Origin of the sequence: Methylobacterium sp. J-088, assembly GCF_022829295.1 — a bacterium.
Classification (GTDB): Bacteria; Pseudomonadota; Alphaproteobacteria; order Rhizobiales; family Beijerinckiaceae; genus Methylobacterium.
Map to the genome: position 1 here is coordinate 1 of NZ_JAKSYH010000083.1, position 18,992 is coordinate 18,992.

Here is an 18,992-nt window from a genome sequence, read left to right on the forward strand (position 1 = left end):
CCCCTTTGCCGAGGGCGGGGCAGACCGGACACCGAGACGCCACGACCCAGTCGCGCACCGTCTGGAGCCCGACCCCGCCGAGAGCGGCGGCGGCCGAGCGTGAGCCGCCCGCGTAGATCGCCGACACAGCCAGCAGGCGCCTAATTTGGGCGGGATCGCGCGCGCAATTGGCCACGGCGCGCAGGCCCTCCGCGTCGAAGTCCGATCGCAGTGGCACCGGTGCAGCCATGCCATCCTCCTCGGGCTCCAAACACGAAGACAGAATCACCCTTCAGCCGCCAAGGCTACCCCGTGAGTCCCGCTCAACGAGAGCTGGTCTGATCCCGAAGGTCGTCCCCTGGTGACCGGATCGACGGATCATCCGGGCTACGTGTCAGCCCGACGTGCTATCGCTCCCGGCCGATACCGTGCGCAGGCTGAACGCCTCGCATCGCGCCTTCAAACGCGACCGACCTGCGCCATCGTCCGCACGACTTGAATGCTGCGATGCCGCGTCTCGGCGTCCTCAATCGCGAGATAGGCCCGCATCAGACTGAACACCGCGGCGGCCTCTTCTCCGCGGCCTTCTGGTACGCCACGGATCAGGTGGGGATCGTAGAACTCGGTGATCGGCACATCGAGTAGCTCGGCTATTTGGGCGAGCAGGCCTGCTCGCGATGTCACGGCTCGCTGATGGGCGTCATTAATCATCGCGCGCTCACGATCACACTAGCTACGGTGATCGCGAGCGTAACTTACAACCTAGAGCGGCACAATCTCACTCAAGGGTTGTTTTATGCTGTTCAACCAATGGTGCGCGACGGCAACATCGGCGGAGCACGATCCCCTTCACCTGACGGTATGTGTGAGGTTCAGGGATCGCCAGCGGTACTCGCGGGGGGCAGACCGAAGCGATCCTTGAACCTGCGGCTGTCGCCATAACCCGTGTGTACCTACGCTGGCTGCGTCCACGGCAGGATAGCAGGCGTACTACGACTGGGCCTTGGGCCGGCGCTTACGGTCTCCAGTTCCGCCGCGCTGCGCCGACCCTCACGAGACCGCCCGGCCAAGGCGTCACGGGCGAGCCCGGCGAACTGGACCGGATGCGCCTGTCGTCAAGTGCTTACCCGCCGCTGGCCGTGTGGTGTCGCCAACACCTCGGGCACGTCTGCGAGAAGGATGAGCGCTGTGGCAGCTGCACAGGGTGGTGTCGCCGCGTCGGCCTGAGATCAGCCCTCGGCTCTAACGCGACTTCGCCGGCGAGGCTGCCCCGAGACCGAGGGGTATCAGGCCCCGGCGCTGCTCTTCCGGCGCGCGGCCGAAGCCGATCGCCGAGGGTATAGTGGCGCGGGGGTGTTGACGGATCCTGTACGTGAGCCCGAACCGCTGTGGTTCTTCTGTAAAGCGGCCTTTCGTCAGCCCGACGACAACTTCGGCTCAAAGTATAGCCGGACCTTGGCCCATCGTCCCGAGACAGATGTTCTGCTTCCAGCCCACGGGTGGCGGTGGACATCTAGGAGGGTCAACTTTGACGCTCACATCCATCGGCTCAAGGCGCGATACCGAAGTGAACAAAGAAACCGTCAAGGTCTTGGGATCCCACACTGGTGCTGAACATGCTCGGCAAAGCGTCCCGCCCCATGAACGCTGCAGCGGGCGTTAGAGCTGCAAAGCCAGCGACTAGTGCTCTGACGCATTCACTTCGTTCATGCGAGTGAGCACTAGTTCTCTGGGTTTGCATCAATTTTTCTGGACTCGGCTGACGCCTCCGTCTGGATCGATGCACTGGAGCCAAGGCGAGAAGGGCTTGAAGGTTGCGCATGATTGGACTGGTTTGTGTGTGACCCGATCGTGACAGCCGACCCTAAACGCCCGCACCAAACCAATCTCGAAAATTTGAAGGTTCTTCCTGAAAAGACCGATGTTCTCTGCCTATTATTGTCAAAAACGATTACAACCGAGAGGTGTAGAAATATTATTAACCGCTATAGGCGATAGAACGCTTTCAGCATCATACAATTAGCCACCGGCGGTTACATCACACGTTAGGCCGCGGACTGAGCGAGACGCGCCCTGGCACGAATGCCCACCCTCCGGCTTGGTGCAGCTCACAGCGGGAACTCATGACTTTCCACGTCGGCGCCCGCATACAGCTCATCACGCTGACTGCTCTGGCAGGCATGGCGGTACCGATCGGGCTGGCGGGATGGGATATGTGTCAAACAGTCACGGAGGCGCGTGAGTTGAAGACGCGCGATCTCGTCGAGACCGCACAAGGGGTTCTTGCCTACTTCGAGGGCGAGGAGCGCGCCGGCCGGATGAGCCGCGATGCCGCTCAGCAAGCGGCCGTAGGGGCGGTTCGGGGTCTACATTACGCGGGCAGCGAGTACTTCTGGATCCAGGACATGCATCCGCGCATGGTGCTGCATCCCAAAGCCGACTTGATTGGCAAGGAAATCAGCGGGATCGTCGATCCGACTGGCAAGCACCTTTTCGTGGATATGGTCGAGCGGGTAAAGCAGTCGGGCGCGGGCTTCGTCCCATACCTGTGGCCGAAGCCCGGCCTGGATCAGCCGGTGGCAAAGATCTCTTACGTAAAAGGCTTCGCGCCTTGGGGATGGATCATCGGATCAGGCATCTATGCGGATGACACGGCAGCGCAGATGCGTCCGACACTGATGCGTCTGCTTGGCGGCGCGGCCATCGTTGCGATGATCATCGGTCTTCTGGCTACCCTCATAGGGCGTAGCGTGGCGCGACCGGTGCGGGCCATGACGGCGTTCATGACGGGTCTCGCTGCGGGGGACTTGACCCAAGAGGTACCAGGCGCGCAGCGCCGTGACGAGATCGGTGCGATGGCGTCGTCCGTACAGGTGTTCAAGGACGGCCTGATCCGCATGAAGGCTTTGGAGGCGGAGACCGCGCAGACGCGCTTGGCCGCCGAGGAGCAGCGCAAGGCCGGCATGCGCCAGATGGCCGACGGCTTCGAGTCCGCGGTCGGCGGCATCATCGGCATGGTGTCGTCTTCCGCTACCGAGCTGCAGATTACCGCCCAGGCGATGACTGCCACAGCTACCGAGACAGCCACCCAGTCTACCACGGTTGCGGCGGCCGCCGAGGAAGCCGCTTCCAACGTCAACACGGTTGCGGCGGCCGCCGAGGAGCTTGGCTCGTCCGTTCAGGAGATTGGACGCCAAGTCGCAGGCTCGGCCGAACTGGCGCAGCGGGCCGTGCACGAAGCCGATCAGACCGTCGCCATGGTGCAAGAATTGAACGTTGCCGTATCCCGGATCGGTGACGTGGTCTCACTGATCTCTGGCATCGCCGGCCAGACCAACCTGCTAGCGCTGAATGCCACCATAGAGGCAGCGCGCGCGGGTGCGGCGGGCAAAGGCTTTGCGGTGGTAGCCTCCGAGGTGAAGGCGCTGGCCGAGCAGACCGCCAAGGCGACGAGCGAAATCTCCGGACAGATCGCGCAAATCCAGGCCTCGACCGGCCATGCCGTGAAGTCGATCGCCGGCATCACCGGACGGATCCGCGAGATCGATGAGGTCGCCACCTCAATCGCGGCTGCGGTCGAGGAGCAGGGGGCTGCTACCCAGGAGATCGTCCGCAACGTGACGCAGGCGGCGATAGGCACGCGTGAGGTTACGAGCAACATCTCGGGTGTTGCGGGTGCGGCTGAAGGGACGGGCGCGGCGGCGAGCCAGATGCTGGGAGCTGCCTCGGAGCTGTCGCGCCAGTCCGAGCACCTCGCAGCCGAGGTCGGAGGCTTCCTCGCCACCGTGCGCGCGGCATGAGGCGAACCTGTGGATGATCGGAGAACGAGGTACCACTTCACAGACCCATTCACGTTGAATGCCGTACTCTCGTTTCAATATATAAGGTATTCCTGAAGCTTCATTGTCATAAATTAACCAGCTGAGTTCAAACCGTATGCCTCGGAGTTTTGGCATGCAGTCTGTCTATACGTGCCTCACGCAGGCGCACGATCACCAGCTGATCGTGCTGGCCGCAGGGATCTGCATCGTCGGCGTTTACGGCTCGTTCTCGGTCGCGACACACGCAGCGCGCTCCGAAGGCCGGTCCGCCACGCTCTGGGCTGGCGCTAGCATCGTCGCTTCAGGCTGCACCGCCTGGGCCACCCACATGATCGGGCTCCTGGCATTTCGTCCTGGCATGCCCGCCGGGTTCGACCCCTATCTCACCGCCCTATCGCTCCTGACCGCCATCGCCGGCATTGGGGTCAGCGTCAGCCTCGCGATCGGTCAGCGCAGGCGGACCCAGCGCTTCCTCATAGGTCTCCTTCTCGGCGGTAGCATCGGCGCGTTGCACTACCTCGGCGAGGCTTCGTATGTCGTCGCCGGTGCCGTCACGTGGGATCCGCTCCTCCTGGCCGTGTCCATACCGACCAGCCTGCTCATGTTCGGCATGGCCATGGTCGTGACCGGGGAGCGCCGCCGCGATCTTCGACGCACCGGGGCACCCCTGTTGGTCGCGGCAATCGGTGTCCTGCACTTCGGTGGCATGACGGCGATGACGCTGACCTTTGATCCCGCTATTTTGCTCCCTTCCCAGGCCGTTCCGCCCGATGTGATCGCGCCGATCGTAGCAGGCGTGTCCCTCGGCCTTCTGATCCTGGCGGTGGTCGGGCTGCGTCTGACCCTGAACGCTCGCGCCCAGGCGCGGCGGGATCAGGAGCGCCTCCGCGAACTTGCCAACCTCGCCGTCGAGGGGCTCGCGGTCTGCGACGGCGAGATGATCAAGATCGGCAACCGGAGCCTGGAGCGGCTCGTGGGGGTCGGCGCGGGCGCGCTCAGCGGCCGTCGTCTGTCGGATCTCCTGCCCGGCCTCGTCGTCTCGACGCTGCCCGAGCGCGAGGAACGGGAGGCGGACCTCATCGGCGCCGACGGGCAGCGGGTATCGGTGCGTGTCCTGCGCAACGAGGTCCCCCTCGGTAGCGGCCGTCAGACCGTACTGGCCGTCCGCGACCAGCGCGAGCGCTTGCAGACCGAGTCTCAGATGCGCACGCTCGCCTACTCGGACGGGCTGACCGGCCTGCCCAACCGCGCCCGCTTCCACGATCTGCTGACGCGCCATGCCGCCTCTTACGGGGTGGACGACCGCACCTTCGCGATCCTCGTCCTCGACCTCGACCGGTTCAAGCTGGTGAACGACACCCTCGGGCACGGACTGGGTGACACGTTGCTGTGCAAGGTTGCCCAGCGCCTCATCAAGGCTCTGGGAGAGCGCGACATGGTCGCCCGCCTCGGCGGCGACGAATTCGCGATCCTGCAGGTCGATCCCGTGGGGCCAGAGGCGGTGGAGGCGCTCGCCGCCCGCATCGTCGAGCTGATCGGCCGGCCGTTCCTGATCGACGGGCAGCTTGTCAATATCGGCGCCTCTGTCGGGGCCGCTCTCGCGCCGGCGGACGGCACCGAGACCAGCGCGCTGCTGCGCAACGCCGACCTCGCGCTCTACAAGGCCAAGGCCGATGGCAAAGGCACGTTCCGCCGGTTCGAGCCCGTGCTCGACGCACGCGTCCAAGCCCGGCGCGGCCTGGAGGTGGATCTGCGCCGGGCGATCGCGGTCCAGGAATTCGAGCTGCATTACCAGCCCCTCGTCGATGCGCGTACCGGCCGGATCACCGCCGCGGAGGCGCTGGTGCGCTGGCGCCATCCCGAGCGTGGCCTGGTCTCGCCCGCCGACTTCATCCCGCTTGCCGAGGAGACGGGCCTGATCGGGCCGCTCGGCCAGTGGGTCCTGCGCACGGCCTGCCTCCAAGCGGCCCGCTGGCCGTCGCACATCCGGGTGGCGGTCAACCTCTCGCCCGTCCAGTTCCGCGACCTGAGCCTCGCCGAGACCGTGAAGGCGGCGCTCGCAGCTTCCGGGCTCGCCGCCGACCGGCTGGAGCTGGAGATCACCGAGGGCGTGCTGCTGGCCGACGAGGAGCGAACGATGGCCACCCTGACCCGGCTCCGGGCCGCCGGGGTCGGCATCTCGATGGACGATTTCGGGACCGGCTATTCCTCGCTCAGCTACCTGCGCCGCTTCCCCTTCAACAAGCTCAAGGTCGACCAGTCCTTCGTGCGCCAGCTTCCGGGCGATCCAGAGAGCGCCGCCATCGTCCGGGCGATCATCACCATGGGCACCTGCCTCGGCATGACGATCACGGTCGAGGGCGTAGAGACCGCGGAGCAGTTCGCTTTCACGGCCGCCTCGGGCTGTGATCAGGTGCAGGGCTACCATATCAGCCGGCCGCTGCCCGTGACGGAATTCCTGTCGTTCGTCGAAGCGCGAGAAGCCGCATGACCGAGCCGGACCACACCGACCTGTTCCGGCTCGTCTACCGAAGCCGCAGCGCCATTGGTGGCGATGCTGAAGAGGTTCATCGGCAGGTTGATAAGATACTCACCGTGTCTCGCAGCCGAAATGGGCAGGCCGGCGTTACGGGCGCTTTGATGTTCACGGGCCTGTTCTTCGTGCAGGCCCTAGAGGGTCCGGCCACTGCCGTGGAGGCGGCCTTCGACCGGATCTGTTGTGATCTGCGCCATACCGGCATCGAGGTCGTCGAGTGCGGCCCCGTCCTTGAGCCGGCCTTCGGTGAGTGGTCGATGAGCCACTTGGTGCCTACAGCGGATGCCGGGGCTCTGCTCAATCGCGTCGAGCACGACACTGAGTTGGCCGACGCCGCGGTAGCGGCGATGAAGCTCATGATCGCCCTGATCCGATTCGAACCACATGCCATCGGACCAACGCGGCAGCTCGTGGTTTAAATTCAATCGGATCCGTCGAATGTGCGTTCGGCAAACTTTCCGGCGTCAGACCGTCACCGCACACCTTGACTGCCGGGCCGTGCAAGGCCTCCCGTCAGCGCAGTTACATTGGGGGGCTCGATACAGCTGCCGGGCCAACAGACCGTGAGAGCCAGAGTTCCGCGCCGTCAGCTGCACGGGCGCGTCCTTGTGCCGGAATAGGCTGCGCACCAATCGGAAGGGCAGGCGCACCAGCTTTTAGACGGCGTGAGCGGTCATGACCGCGGGGAGGCAACAACCTCAAAGATAGTGTTGAGTATCGCAAGTACTTTCGGCGGCGTGTTCACAATGGGCCGCCACTGCCATTACCGTCAGGAGGTGCGGTGATTAGGGCGGCAGTGTCCTGGCCGTGGCCGGACCCGGACACGAAGTACCAGCCTGGACCCAATCTGTGTACACTCACAGCGGTTCGCGACATCAGGCTCGCAGATAATGCGGGGCGTTGCGTCGGCGGTTAGGGAGCCGACCGGGCGTCGGACGTCCATGCGAAGCCCCAGTCGCTCCAACCGGTCGAGGAGCCACCACTCGGCACCGACGGTCCGAACTGTTGCGACGGTGCGAGGCCGGCGAGTAGATCTAGTGCATCGATCCAGACGGAGGCGTCAGCCGAGTCTGGAAAATTGATGCAAAACCAAAGAACTAGTGCTCACTCGCATGAACGAAGTGAATGCGTCAGAGCACTATGTGCATGTCGTTTCTTCGTTAGGGCAGCTCGCACCCCGGTTCGGTCTAAGTATGCGGATCGAAATTGGCGCGGTCGGTCTGCCGTGGGGCGCCTTCTTCAGACCGGCACTCAAGGCTGCTTACGACCCGCACCAGCCGCTCCGACCATCGCCGTCGCCTCTCCAAAGCGGCCTTTCGTCAGGTACCTTGCATCTTCGGCTCGGGGTAAAGGGCTGTCGTTGACCGATCGCTCAGCAGTCGTCCCAGCAGCAATAGAACGAGACTTCCGGTGTGATGCGTTTCGCCCTCATGACCGCACTACGCGGCCGCTCGAAGGTCTTTCGATGCTGTCGCCTCGAGTGATCGCACACAGTTGCGACCGCCCGACTTGGCTGCATAGAGCGCGCGGTCTGCGCGTTCGATCGTGTGGTCGACGTCGCCATCACCGAACCCAGCCTCGGTCATGCCGATGCTGATCGTTGCTCTGAGGCACGGCCCCTCGGGCTCGAACACGGTGTTTGCTACCGTCTGTCGGATGCGGTCTGCAAAGACGGCCGCGCCTTTCAGATCAGTCTCGCGGAGCAGAACCACGAACTCCTCGCCACCGAAGCGCGCCACCTTGTCAGTGGTTCGGACTGCGTTGCTGATGATGCACCCAACCTGGCGGATCACCTCGTCACCTGCGGCATGGCCGTAAAGGTCGTTGACGCGTTTGAAGTGGTCGATATCAATCATCAGAATGCAGATCGAACGCCGGTAGCGCTTGAAGTAGCTCATCGCGTCGTTGGCCAAGGGCAGGAACGCGCGGCGGTTGAGCAGGCCTGTCAGCGCATCGGTGTCGGCCAGAACCTGCATCGCATGCAGATCGGCTCCGAGACGTCTGACCCGGTCCTCCGCGGCTTCAACCGCGTGCGAGGCCTCCGCCTCGACGAGGCGCGCATCCGCCTCAGCAGTGCCGACGCGTCGCAGAAGCGATCTGACCGAAACAGACAGGCGCAGGACTTCGGGAGAGCCGTGCACATGGCGCGTCATTCGCGCGTTCGGCTCGCGGCCGATGCGGTCGACCGCCGCTGTCAGCTGCGCCAAGGGCCGGGTCAGGCGTGCCGCGACCCACCAGATTGCGACGACGCCGAGTACAGCCGTCGCGAGCCCGAGCAGGAGGATCAGTCTGGTCAGACGATTTGCCCCCGCCAGTGCGGTGTCGATCGGCTGCAGCGCGACGACAATCCAACCCAGGCCCTGATACTCACCCCGTCCGCGCGTGGCTGCGGCAGCGGCGAGACGATCGCCCTCAGCGCGGTGAACGACGAAATGGCCGGATGTAAGCTCTGCAGCCGTGTACGGCGTGGCTCCGAGATCGGACCCGAGCAGGACCCGGCCAGCGCGATCGATAACGACGACATCCTCTTCCATCTCGGGCCTGCGAGACGACAGGACTTCGCGCCGGACGACGTCGGCCCAGCGCCAGCTGAGATGAGCCCCGAGAACACCGATGACCTGACCTGAAGTGTCGTCCACTGGAACGGCCACATCCACGAACCGGAACGGCGTTCCGTCGCTGTAGGGCGGGAGCTTGGACGCCAGCAATGCCGCCGCGTGCACGTCCTCGACCGCGGCCTGCCGAAGTCCGTTTATGAACCAGGGGCGCTGGCTGACGCTCGCTCCTTCGAGAACGCCCGCTGTGGCGGCACGGACCTGGCCGTCGTGATCGGCAAACCCGATCCAGGCGTAATCCGGCAGCGTCCTCTGCATCGTCTCAAGCACTCTGCGCAGGCCGCCGGTGTCCTCCATCCAGTGAGGTCGGAGTGGTTCGAGCGCTCCGACGTTGCGGATTTCCCGCAGGCGCTCGGCCATGTCCTGATCGAGCCGATCGGCCATCGACCGGGCGACCTGCAGGAGGGCGTTCTGCGCCATATCGGTGGCCTGCCCGCGCGCCAGCAGGGCTGATCCGATTGTGGTCACGCCGACGATCGCTAGACCGATGGCGCCTGCGAGCAGGCTGATCTGACGCCGCAATGAAACGCGGTCCGCAAGCCGCTTGAACATCTTGAACGATCCTCAATCGGGGCGGATTATGCGGATCAATCCGTGACAGCGAATGAAATTTATTCGTAAACAACTCGCTCCGACACGGTTTGGCGGCAGCCGCGCACCCACCCGTGTCGGATGAAGTTCGTGTCTCACGAAGACACACTTACAAGCAGATATTCCATGCCTTCGCGAAGGAACAGAAGCAGGCGCGGCGGCGACGTCTGCTTCAATGCATTGCCGTCCGGAAGCAGACAAACAAAAATCCACACATCTGAGACGTCCAGGCGGGCGTTTGGTGGCGGCAGATGCTGGCCGAAAGCCGCCGCTCCGCTTCGGGGGAAATCGAGCGGCCAAGCAGACAGCTCGTTACCGACCTCACTCTGGCGTGCAGCCTTGCGAGCGCGCCCCGAAAGCGAACCTTCGCTCGGGTCTTAATTCTCATTGGAAATTCACGTCAGCGAAACCGTCAAGCTGTTAGCTTGGTTCGATCAACGCCGATATGAGAAGCTCGATCTATGAAAAGGGGATGCCAGGGTTGCCAGGGTGGTGAGCCGCTGCCCTTTGAGTTCACAATGGCGTTCCATCCCATCCTCGACCTCCAACGACATGGCGTCTGGGGCTATGAGGCGTTAGTCAGGGGCGTCTCGGGTCAGGGCGCCGGCCAGATCCTCGCAATGGTCGATGAGGCAAACCGCTACAAGTTCGATCAGGCCTGTCGTGTGAAGGCGATTGAGCTAGCGAGCTCCTTGTTCGTCGAACCAGATACCCGTCTGTCCATCAACTTTATGCCCAACGCCGTCTATGAGCCATCCGCATGCATCCGGGCGACGCTGGAGGCGGCGCGTCGGGTCGGCTTCGCACATCAGCAGATCATGTTCGAGTTCACCGAGAACGAGCGCATGGCCGATGTCGCTCACGTCCAGCGCATCGTCACCGAATATCGCAAGCAGGGCTTTGCCACCGCCCTCGACGATTTCGGTGCAGGGTACGCCGGGCTCAACCTGCTCGCGAGCTTTCAGCCTGATTTCATAAAGCTCGACATGGAGATGATCCGCGGCATCGGAGCGTCGCACGCTCGCCAGACCATCGTCGTGGGTGTGGTTGCGATAGCACGTCAGCTCGGCATCGCGGTGATCGCCGAGGGCGTGGAGACAGAAAACGAGCTCGACACTCTGCGTGCGGCCGGCATTCACCTGTTCCAGGGCTACCTCTTTGCTAAACCTGCCGTGGCGAGCTTGCCGGCTACCTGGCTCCCACAGCGAGGCTCCACTGGGTTAAGAACGGAGACTGGTGTGGATGCTGGGCTTGGCATGAGCGCCGCCTGAGCATCCCCGGACCGACATGCGAGGCCTGCTGTGCTCACTTTCGAAGCCATCTCTCTCGACATGCTCCTCACCCTTGAGGCGGATCGGCTCGACGCCCTGCCGTTCGGGGTGGTCGGACTGTCATCGGCGGGCATCGTCGAGATTTACAACGCCACAGAGGCGCAGCTAGCGGGTCTCCAACGGGAGACCGTCCTCGGCACGCACTACTTCTCCGTGACCGCGCAGTGCATGAACAACTTCATGGTGGCGCAGCGCTTCGAGGACGAGGCGGAGATCGACGCGATCATCGACTATGTGCTCACCCTCCGCATGCGCCCCACGCCCGTGCGGTTGCGGCTGCTGAAGGCGCCGCAGACCGATCGCCGCTACATCCTCATCCAGCGCTGAGCGAGGCCGCCGTGACGACTGACCTCGAAGCTGAGAATGCGGCCCTGCTGCAGTTCCTCTACGCCTGCCCGGCTGGTCTCGTGGAGTTCTCGGCGGCTGGTGCCATTGGCATGGTCAACCCGGCCGCGATGGGCCTTCTCATGCCGATCGCGGGGCGTCCGTTCGTTATCAACCTGTTCGACGTCATGGACGGCTGCGCGCCGGAACTGCGCAACATGATCCACAACTTCGCTCCACCGCAGGGGACGGTCTGCGACGGCCATCGCATCGTGACCGGACGCGGGGAGCGGTCGACCATCCTGGCATGCACCATCGTGAAGCTCACCGAGGATCGCTACGTCGCGACCCTTTCCGATGTAACCGAGCAGGTCGCCCGCGAGCGGCGGTTGAAGCAAGCCGAGACATGGTTTGCCTCCCTGCTCGACGGCGTCGATGATGTCGCTGTGCTCTCGCTGGACGCGAATGGCTGCGTTGACGCGGTCACGCCCTCAGCGACGCGCCAGACCGGTTTCACGGAAGCCGAACTCCTCGGCAGACCCTTTGAATGGTTCGACCGCCCGGACCGCGCCACGGCGATGCCGCTGCCCGGTGAGGCGATCGCCGTGGCGCGACGGGACGGCTGGTACCTTCACGAGGGCTGGCACGCCCTGGCCGACGGTGGGCGCTACTGGTGCCAGCGGCTGGTTGCCGTGCGCGACGAGGCAGCGGGGGCTGCTGCGGGATATACCCTGGTTATACGAGCGGTGACCCGCCAAGGGCGTGACACGGCCGATTTGCGCAGGATGCTGACGCGCGACCATCTCACGGGTGCGAGCAACCGGGCCCACTTCTTCGAGACGGCGGAACGCCAACATGTACGGGCACTCCGGGATGCGGGATCGTTGGCTCTCGTGGTCCTCGATGTCGATCACTTCAAGCGCGTGAACGACGAGCACGGGCATGCGGCGGGTGACGTGGTGCTGCGCGAAGTCGCGCGCCGCTGCGAAGCGGAGTTGCGTCCTGAGGATATCTTCGCCCGTTTGGGGGGGGAGGAGTTCGTGGTGCTCCTGCCAAACACCTCGCTGTTGAAGGCCTCTGCCATCGCCGAATGCTTGCGCACCTCGCTCGCACGTGAGCCGATCGTCGCGGGCGGGATCGAGCTGCGCATCACCGCGAGCTTTGGCTGCTCTGCGTTGGATACGGATCCGGCCGCATCACTGGCTGGCCTGCTCGCGGCTGCGGACAACGCGCTGTACAATGCTAAGCGTTCGGGCCGTGACCGGGTTGAGCTATCCCACCCAGATCAGGCCGCGGCCTGAACGCTGGTCATCCCGTAATGCTTTCGCGAAGCGCCCTTGCTGCGGTCTTACAAAGTCTTCTCACCGCTGAGCTCCTTGACGCGCGTGGCCGCGGGAATCCTGCCGCGCGTCTACCGGCGCACCTGCCACCTGCATGGCCCGAGACCACGCCAATCAGCTCTGGAGCGGGAGAGGGGCTGGGCTGCGACTCGCTGGAGCGGTTGTGGTTGGCCTCTGCGGTCAACGAGATGTTCCACCTCCACGAGGCGGGCGGTGAGGATGGGCTGTTTGCGGACACCACGTTCGGCGCCTGGATCGAGCAGGTCGAGGCCGCCTGGCAGTCCGGTGTCGCTTCGGTCACCTTCACGAGCTCGGGGACGAGTGGGCGACCGAAGCGCTGCGCGCACTCGGCCGATGCTTTAAGCACGGAGATCGCGTTCCTAGCTGAGCTGTTCCGGAACAGGCGACGCGTCGTCTCCCTCGTGCCGCCTCACCACGCCTACGGCTTTCTGTTCGCCGGGCTCCTTCCCGATGCGCTCGGCGTCGACCATGTCGACGCGACGAAGCTCGGCCCTGCCGAGATTGCTCGCAGCCTCGCGCCGGGGGATCTCGTCGTCACGTTTCCCGACCGCTGGCGCTGGCTGGAGCGCTCCCTGCTCAACTGGCCGGAGGACGTCGCTGGCGTGGTCTCGACCGCCCCGTGTCCGCGAGACCTGATCGCCGCGCTCTTCGAACGCGGCCTGGCGGCGATGACGGAGGTGTACGGCTCGTCGGAGACGGCCGGCGTGGCTGTGCGCCGCTGGCCGGAGTTCTCGTATAGCCTCATGCCACACTGGCGTTTCGTCGAGCCGGTCAGCGAGGATGCACCAGAGATCGTCCATCGATCTGGGCGGCGTCTCTTGTTACCGGACCGCGTCCGGCCGCGAGGTGGGGGGCGGTTTGAGCTGGCGGGCCGCCTGGATGGTGCCGTACAAGTCGGCGGCGTCAACGTGTACCCTGATCGGGTCGCGGCGCGCCTCCGTGATCGGCCCGGCGTTAAGGACGCAGCGGTGCGTCTGATGCGCCCGGAGGAGGGCGTCCGTCTGAAAGCCTTTATCGTACCCGAGGTGGGAGCTGATCTGACCGCGTTGCAGATGGAACTCAATGCATGGATCGACAGCGTCTTGCCGACTGCGGAGCGACCGACGGCACTCACATTTGGAGATCGTTTTCCAAGGGGCACGATGGGCAAAAGCGCCGATTGGTAAAGAGCGCAGAGCGGTCATAACGGTAGGCTGACGTGAAAACCCGACTTCGGCCGGCATCAGGAATACGCTCGCAAACTCTGAGGTGTGCTGGGCGCCCCCATGTCTGTTTACAGCGGTCTGCCCAGCGTGCTTCCATGACCGCCGCAAGCGCAAACTGGCCGACCGGATCTGGCCGTAAGCGGTCTGTCCGCTTTCGGTTGCACGAGGTGCTGAAGCGGACATCGCAACGTTCTCGCTGCCGGCTGCCGACGGACACGTTTTCTGGACGTTTGAAAGTCCGACGCGGTTTCCCGGCGAAATTTGGCAGCCTTAGTGGCCGCAACGTGCAGGGCGAGTGTTTTTCGGGAAAACGATCGGTTTCCGGGATACAGGCAGTCCCAGAAGCGGAATGACCAAGTCGGGTGGCGAGCGGTCATTGGATGGCCGCCCGGAAGCTGGCCTTCGGCTTTGCGCCCATCCCGGTCATTTGTTACGCCCCGAAGACATTCCCGAAGCGGACATCGGGAAAACTGAATCTACAGGTCGGAGTTGGCAACGCCACGGGACCTTGGATGTCACAGCCCGAGATAGCTTCTTGTTCTCCGAAGGTGGCCCCTAACAAGCATCCAGAGGCGACCTGTGCTTCAGGGAGAGCAGAAGCAGTACGCCCTCGCTCGCGTTCTCAAGACTTTAATCGCGTGTTGCTGCTTGATGGCGCAGCGCCCCACACAGACGCCAGGAAGGTGGTGAAGGCTTCGAGGCTGGTGGATCGAGCCGGCTTCATCCAAGTGGCGTAGGTTGCAATGGTGCCAGGTACGTCGTTGAGGGAGCGGATCACGATCCCACGCCGCTGCACGTTGCGCACACAGCTCGCATAGGTGCTCACGCCGGCTCCCGCTGCCACGAGGCCGAAGATGCCCTCGCTCGACGAAGCCTCCTGGCTGACGGTCGGATGGAAGCCCCGGCGGTGACAGATCGCGAAGAAGGCCTCGCGGTAAGCGCTCCAGCTCCCGCCCGATCCCAGCACGAACGGCTCCCCGGCAAGATCCTTGAGCGTGAGACTGCGTGCATTCGAGAGAGGATGGGTGACCGGCAACAGGGCTACGTAGGAGTCGCGGTCGAACAGCAAGCTCTCGAAGTGCTCGTTCTCGACGACGCTCAGGGTAAAGCCGACGTCGATGCGATCGTTGAGCAAGGCTTCGCGCTGCAGTTGCGAGGGGACGTGCGATAGCTCCAGGCGGATCCCCGGCCGCACTTCGCTAAAGGCGCGGACCAGCTCCGGCAGGCGGCCGTTGATCGCGAAATCCATGTAGGCGACGCGCAGAACACCGGTCATGCCGGTCGCCGTGCGCTGCGCCAGCGTGACGGCCCGCTCCAGATGATCGAGGCCGATCCGGCACTCGGCGAGGAAGGCGCGACCGGCCTCCGTCACCTCGACCGTTCGGGTGGTGCGCCGGAACAGCTTCGCGCCGACCTCTGCCTCGAGTTCGGCGACGAGCCGGCTCAGGCCCGGCTGCGTCGTCGCGAGGCGCTGAGCCGCCCGGCCGAAGTGGAGCTCCTGGGCCAGGACAAGGCAACTCGTAATGTGTCGGGGACCAAATCGCATTTGATGCCAAAAATCGTATCAATCGAGGCAAATTCATCATTTCACACCCGGAGCCATCTGCAACATCCTTGTGTCGATCCCGCTGCGGCGGGCTGGAACGAACGATGCAAGGGACGGAGCAGATGGCCTTCAACACCGAACTCGATAGCGCCCTTGAGGCCGCATTCGCTGAGGCGCGCGCGCTGTACAAGGAGCGCGGGTTTCAGCGCCGTGTCGGGTTTGGCCGTCGCCCCGCCCTGATCAACGTCGATCTCGCCAATGCCTGGACGCGGCCGGGAAATCCCTTCACCTGCGAGAAGATCGACGACGAGATCATCCCCGGTGTCCAGGCGCTGCTGGCTGCCTGCCGCCGGAACAACCACCCGGTCGTGCACGTCACCACCTGCTATCAGGTCACCGATGTCGACAGTCCCAAGACCGACATGGGCCTGTGGCACCGTAAGATCCCGGTCGAGGTCGTCGACCAGAACAAGCCCGAGCTCTGGGCGATCGATAGCCGCATCGAGCCGGTGCCAGGTGAGCAGGTGCTGGTGAAGAAGCGCGCCAGCGCCTTCCACGGCACCTATCTCGCCGGCTTCCTGCGCGCGAACAACGTCGACACGATCCTGGTCACAGGGGTGACCGCCTCGGCCTGCGTGCGCACCACGCTCTGCGACGGTCTCGCAGAAGGCTTCCGTACCATCGCGGTGCGCGAGTGCATCGGCGACCGCGTGCCCGGCGCCGTCGCCTGGAACCTCTTCGATATCGACGCGAAGTTCGCCGACGTCGAGCCGCTGGAGCGCTGCGTCGCCTATCTCGACGAGGTGGGACTGCGCAACGCCGCCTGATCGCCGGACCGTCCGCGCGCGGCGGTCCGATCCTCCGCCCGCCGACCCTTCGCAGGAGTGTGAGCCGATGCGTGCTGTCCGATCCGACGAGACGTTCTCACCGACGCGCCGGCAGGCGCTCCTCGGCAGCGCGGCGGCAATCCTCACGGCAGGCGCGGTGCACGAGGCGCACGCGGCTGCCGGCACGGTCGTCGTCTCCAATTGGGGTGGCGACTGGAACCAGCGCACGGTGCGGTTCGTCGAGGCGCCCCTCGTGGAGACGCAAGGGCTCACGGTGGTCCGCGACCTCGGCATGGAGCCGGAGCGCAAGGCCAAGCTCCTGGCCGAGCGGCGGCTGCGCCGGGGCAGCATCGACGTGATCCATCTGAACGACTCGGATGGGTTCGAGATGATGAAGCAGGACGTGCTCGCCGATCTGGATCGAGCACGCATCCCGAACTACGGCGACGTGGTGCCGGCCCTGCGGAAGGACTACTTCGTTCCATGGCTCTACAGCGGCGTCGTGATCCTCTACAACAAGGACAAGATCAAGGATCCGCCAAAGTCCTACGAGGAACTCTGGGACAAGAAATGGGCTGGCCGGCTCGGGCTGACCAACCAGCTCTACTTCAACTACATGATGATGTCCGGGTTGATCCGGGGCGGCAACATGACGAGCGTCGAGGCCGGCCGCGACCGGCTCGTCGCGCTCAAGGAGATGGTCCAGCCCCGCCTGTACGCCGCCCACCAGCAACTCGGCGCCGCGCTGGCCACCGGCGAGGTCGACATCGCCCTCAACTACAAGGCCCGCGGCCTGCAATGGATCAGCGAGGGCTCGCCGTTGGCCATCCAGTACCCGAAGGAAGGCGCGATCGCGATCACATTCGGCGCCGGCCTGCCGAAGCGCGCGCCGAACACGGACGGAGCCTACGTCTACCTCAACGCGATGCTCGACCGGAAGGCGATGGCGGAACTCGCCGCGGCAAGCTTCTACGCGCCAGCCAACGGCGCGGCGGAGCTCAGCCCGGACCTGCGCGCCCGGATCGACTTCTCGCCCGAGGAACGCGAGCACCTCAACTTCCCGGACTATGCCTACGTCTCGAAGGACACCGCCGAGTGGCTCGAATGGTGGAACAAGACGATGGCGCGCTGAGCCGATGGCCACCCTCGTACGCTCGGAAGTCCTGGCGCCCGACATCGCGCCCCGGATCCGGCCGCGCGTTCCCGTGGGCATCGGCGGTGTCCTGCCGGGGGCACTGCTGGTCGTCGTGGCCCTCCTCGGGCCGCTCGCCCTGATGTGCCGCTACAGCTTCAACCGGTTCGTACCGGGTGAGCTGATGGTCGAGGGGCTCACCCTCGCCAACTACGCCAAGTTCCTGAACGACGCCTTCTACCGGGACGTCCTGCTGACGACCCTCTGGGTGGCGGCCCTCTCCACGCTGATCTGCCTCGTGCTCGGCTTCCCCGTCGCCTACGCCCTGGTGCGGCAGGTCGGGCCACGCTGGAAGTCGAAGGTCCTGATCCTTATCATCCTGCCGCTCCTCATGGGTAACGCGGTCCGTACCGCCGCCTGGATGGTCATCCTCGGCGACAAGGGCCTTCTCGCTGCCATCCTCGCCGCGGTGGGGCTCACACCACCCCGGCTGATGTACACCCCCACCGCCGTAGTAATCGGCCTCGTCTCTGTGACGCTGCCCTTCATGATCGTGACGCTGCAAAGCGTGATCGAGCGGATCGATCCGGTCCTGGAGGAAGCGGCCGAGAGTCTGGGCGCCGGGCACCTTACGATCCTGCGGCGGGTCGTGCTGCCGCTCGCGCTACCCGGGCTGCTCGCCGGCACGATGCTCTGCTTCATCCTGTCGATGAACGCCTATGCCACGCCCGTGCTGATCGGTGGCCCGCAGTTCCACATGATGGCGCCAGAGGTCTACCAGCAGGTGGCCAAGGCCATGAACTGGCCATTTGGCGCGGCTCTCGCCTTCGTGCTGATGACTGTGACCCTCGTGCTGACCACCACCGCCAACGTCCTCGTGCAGCGTCGCTACCGGCGCTGGTCGGAGTAGGGCCATGTCGCGCACTGGCATCCGCCGGACCTACGGCGCCATCTCGGGCGTGGTCCTCGCCTTCATCGTGCTGCCGCTGGTCGTCATCGTCTGGGTTTCGTTCTTCGCCAACCGTATCCTGGCCTTCCCGGCGAGCGGCTACACCCTCGACTGGTACGCCCGGGCCCTCGACACGGACGCCTTCCGCGAGGGCTTCGTCACCAGCGTAGAGACGGCGCTGTTCGCCATGGCGGCGAGCCTCGCCCTCGGCGTGCCGGCGAGCCTCGGTCTGGTGCGCGGCCGGTTTCCCGGACGCGATGCCGTCCAGGCCCTGCTGCTCGCGCCGATGGTGGTCCCTGGCATCGTCGGCGGAGCCGCCCTGTTCATCGCTTTTATCGAGGTCGAGGCACTCTTCGACATCCGAGTGGCTGGCACGATCGGCGGCCTGCTCGTCGCCCATACGCTGATCGCGCTGCCCTGGACCATCCGGCTCGTCAGCGCCTCGCTCGCCTCGGCCGACCGGGCGATCGAGGACGCAGCCGCGAGCCTTGGCGCCGGGCCGCTCACGGTGCTGCGGCGCGTGACCCTGCCGGCGATCCGGCCTGCCATTATCGCGGCGGGCCTGTTCTCCTTCGTGATCTCATTCATCGATCTGGAGAAGTCGATCTTTCTCGTCGGCCCAGGCCGGACGACCCTGCAGATCGCACTCGTCAACTATCTCGAATGGTACCTCGACGGGACGGTCGCGGCGGTCGCCGCTGTCCAGATCCTGATCGTCGGGACGGCGCTCCTCGTCAGCGACCGCTACGCCCGTCTCGCTCAAGCCTTCTGAGAC

Annotated in this window: 14 protein-coding genes and 1 pseudogene; 11 read left to right on the forward strand and 4 right to left on the reverse strand. The window is 64.8% G+C overall.

The window, feature by feature from the left end; translation table 11 throughout:
• Together MKK63_RS09570 and MKK63_RS09575 are read right to left on the reverse strand one after the other, a co-directional pair.
• Window positions 1-268 (reverse strand): annotated as a pseudogene (locus tag MKK63_RS09570) (hypothetical protein); the annotation flags it as partial.
• Window positions 269-438: 170 nt separating this feature from the next.
• Window positions 439-663 (reverse strand): hypothetical protein, encoded by a 225-nt coding sequence (locus MKK63_RS09575; protein ID WP_244001021.1) that lies wholly within the window; start codon window positions 661-663, stop codon window positions 439-441.
• Between the two features lie 1,439 nt (window positions 664-2,102).
• Between MKK63_RS09575 and MKK63_RS09580 the strand changes: the two genes are divergently transcribed.
• The 3 genes from MKK63_RS09580 (at window position 2,103) to MKK63_RS09590 (ending at window position 6,755) form a co-directional block, all read left to right on the forward strand.
• Window positions 2,103-3,779, forward strand: a complete 1,677-nt coding sequence (locus tag MKK63_RS09580) for a methyl-accepting chemotaxis protein (protein WP_244001023.1) — start codon at window positions 2,103-2,105, stop codon at window positions 3,777-3,779.
• Between the two features lie 154 nt (window positions 3,780-3,933).
• Window positions 3,934-6,291 carry an EAL domain-containing protein gene (locus MKK63_RS09585; RefSeq protein WP_244001025.1) on the forward strand — a complete coding sequence of 786 codons (2,358 nt, stop codon included), beginning with the start codon at window positions 3,934-3,936 and terminating at the stop codon, window positions 6,289-6,291.
• A complete protein-coding gene (locus MKK63_RS09590) occupies window positions 6,288-6,755 on the forward strand; it encodes a BLUF domain-containing protein (protein ID WP_244001028.1) in 468 nt (155 codons plus the stop codon). Before MKK63_RS09585 ends, MKK63_RS09590 begins: the two co-directional genes overlap by 4 nt.
• 1,020 nt (window positions 6,756-7,775) lie before the next feature.
• Here the strand turns inward: MKK63_RS09590 and MKK63_RS09595 are convergent.
• Window positions 7,776-9,503: a sensor domain-containing diguanylate cyclase gene (locus MKK63_RS09595; protein WP_244001030.1), complete on the reverse strand. Its 1,728-nt coding sequence runs from the start codon at window positions 9,501-9,503 to the stop codon at window positions 7,776-7,778.
• Window positions 9,504-10,003: 500 nt separating this feature from the next.
• On the opposite strand from MKK63_RS09595, the gene MKK63_RS09600 reads away from it, so the two are divergent.
• From MKK63_RS09600 to MKK63_RS09615, 4 genes are all read left to right on the forward strand, one after another.
• Window positions 10,004-10,813: an EAL domain-containing protein gene (locus MKK63_RS09600; RefSeq protein WP_244001032.1), complete on the forward strand. Its 810-nt coding sequence runs from the start codon at window positions 10,004-10,006 to the stop codon at window positions 10,811-10,813.
• A gap of 30 nt (window positions 10,814-10,843) precedes the next feature.
• Window positions 10,844-11,200: a hypothetical protein gene (locus MKK63_RS09605; protein ID WP_244001034.1), complete on the forward strand. Its 357-nt coding sequence runs from the start codon at window positions 10,844-10,846 to the stop codon at window positions 11,198-11,200.
• 11 nt (window positions 11,201-11,211) lie between these two features.
• On the forward strand, window positions 11,212-12,498 hold the full coding sequence (locus MKK63_RS09610; protein WP_244001036.1) for a sensor domain-containing diguanylate cyclase: 1,287 nt from the start codon (window positions 11,212-11,214) through the stop codon (window positions 12,496-12,498).
• 206 nt (window positions 12,499-12,704) lie between these two features.
• A complete protein-coding gene (locus tag MKK63_RS09615; protein WP_244001038.1) occupies window positions 12,705-13,724 on the forward strand; it encodes an AMP-binding protein in 1,020 nt (339 codons plus the stop codon).
• Window positions 13,725-14,385: 661 nt separating this feature from the next.
• Here the strand turns inward: MKK63_RS09615 and MKK63_RS09620 are convergent.
• Window positions 14,386-15,309 carry a LysR family transcriptional regulator gene (locus MKK63_RS09620; RefSeq protein WP_244001039.1) on the reverse strand — a complete coding sequence of 308 codons (924 nt, stop codon included), beginning with the start codon at window positions 15,307-15,309 and terminating at the stop codon, window positions 14,386-14,388.
• A 104-nt stretch (window positions 15,310-15,413) separates the two neighbouring features.
• On the opposite strand from MKK63_RS09620, the gene MKK63_RS09625 reads away from it, so the two are divergent.
• The 4 genes from MKK63_RS09625 to MKK63_RS09640 all read left to right on the forward strand — a co-directional run bounded on the left by MKK63_RS09625 (window position 15,414) and on the right by MKK63_RS09640 (window position 18,989).
• Window positions 15,414-16,136 carry an isochorismatase family protein gene (locus MKK63_RS09625; protein ID WP_244001042.1) on the forward strand — a complete coding sequence of 241 codons (723 nt, stop codon included), beginning with the start codon at window positions 15,414-15,416 and terminating at the stop codon, window positions 16,134-16,136.
• Between the two features lie 67 nt (window positions 16,137-16,203).
• Entirely contained in the window at window positions 16,204-17,268 is a 1,065-nt protein-coding gene (locus MKK63_RS09630; RefSeq protein WP_244001044.1) for a PotD/PotF family extracellular solute-binding protein, read from the forward strand.
• Window positions 17,269-17,272: 4 nt separating this feature from the next.
• A complete protein-coding gene (locus MKK63_RS09635; protein WP_244001046.1) occupies window positions 17,273-18,178 on the forward strand; it encodes an ABC transporter permease in 906 nt (301 codons plus the stop codon).
• Between the two features lie 4 nt (window positions 18,179-18,182).
• Window positions 18,183-18,989 carry an ABC transporter permease gene (locus MKK63_RS09640; protein ID WP_244001048.1) on the forward strand — a complete coding sequence of 269 codons (807 nt, stop codon included), beginning with the start codon at window positions 18,183-18,185 and terminating at the stop codon, window positions 18,987-18,989.
• Window positions 18,990-18,992: the final 3 nt, after the last annotated feature.

What these genes read in the sequence shown, in the direction of transcription:
- MKK63_RS09580 (WP_244001023.1), top strand. Translation starts at nt 2,103, where the DNA reads ATGACTTTCCACGTCGGCGCCCGCATACAGCTCATCACGCTGACTGCT.
- MKK63_RS09585 (WP_244001025.1), top strand. Translation starts at nt 3,934, where the DNA reads ATGCAGTCTGTCTATACGTGCCTCACGCAGGCGCACGATCACCAGCTG.
- MKK63_RS09590 (WP_244001028.1), top strand. Translation starts at nt 6,288, where the DNA reads ATGACCGAGCCGGACCACACCGACCTGTTCCGGCTCGTCTACCGAAGC.
- MKK63_RS09595 (WP_244001030.1), bottom strand. Translation starts at nt 9,503, where the DNA reads ATGTTCAAGCGGCTTGCGGACCGCGTTTCATTGCGGCGTCAGATCAGC.
- MKK63_RS09600 (WP_244001032.1), top strand. Translation starts at nt 10,004, where the DNA reads ATGAAAAGGGGATGCCAGGGTTGCCAGGGTGGTGAGCCGCTGCCCTTT.
- MKK63_RS09620 (WP_244001039.1), bottom strand. Translation starts at nt 15,309, where the DNA reads ATGCGATTTGGTCCCCGACACATTACGAGTTGCCTTGTCCTGGCCCAG.
- MKK63_RS09625 (WP_244001042.1), top strand. Translation starts at nt 15,414, where the DNA reads ATGCAAGGGACGGAGCAGATGGCCTTCAACACCGAACTCGATAGCGCC.
- MKK63_RS09630 (WP_244001044.1), top strand. Translation starts at nt 16,204, where the DNA reads ATGCGTGCTGTCCGATCCGACGAGACGTTCTCACCGACGCGCCGGCAG.
- MKK63_RS09635 (WP_244001046.1), top strand. Translation starts at nt 17,273, where the DNA reads ATGGCCACCCTCGTACGCTCGGAAGTCCTGGCGCCCGACATCGCGCCC.
- MKK63_RS09640 (WP_244001048.1), top strand. Translation starts at nt 18,183, where the DNA reads ATGTCGCGCACTGGCATCCGCCGGACCTACGGCGCCATCTCGGGCGTG.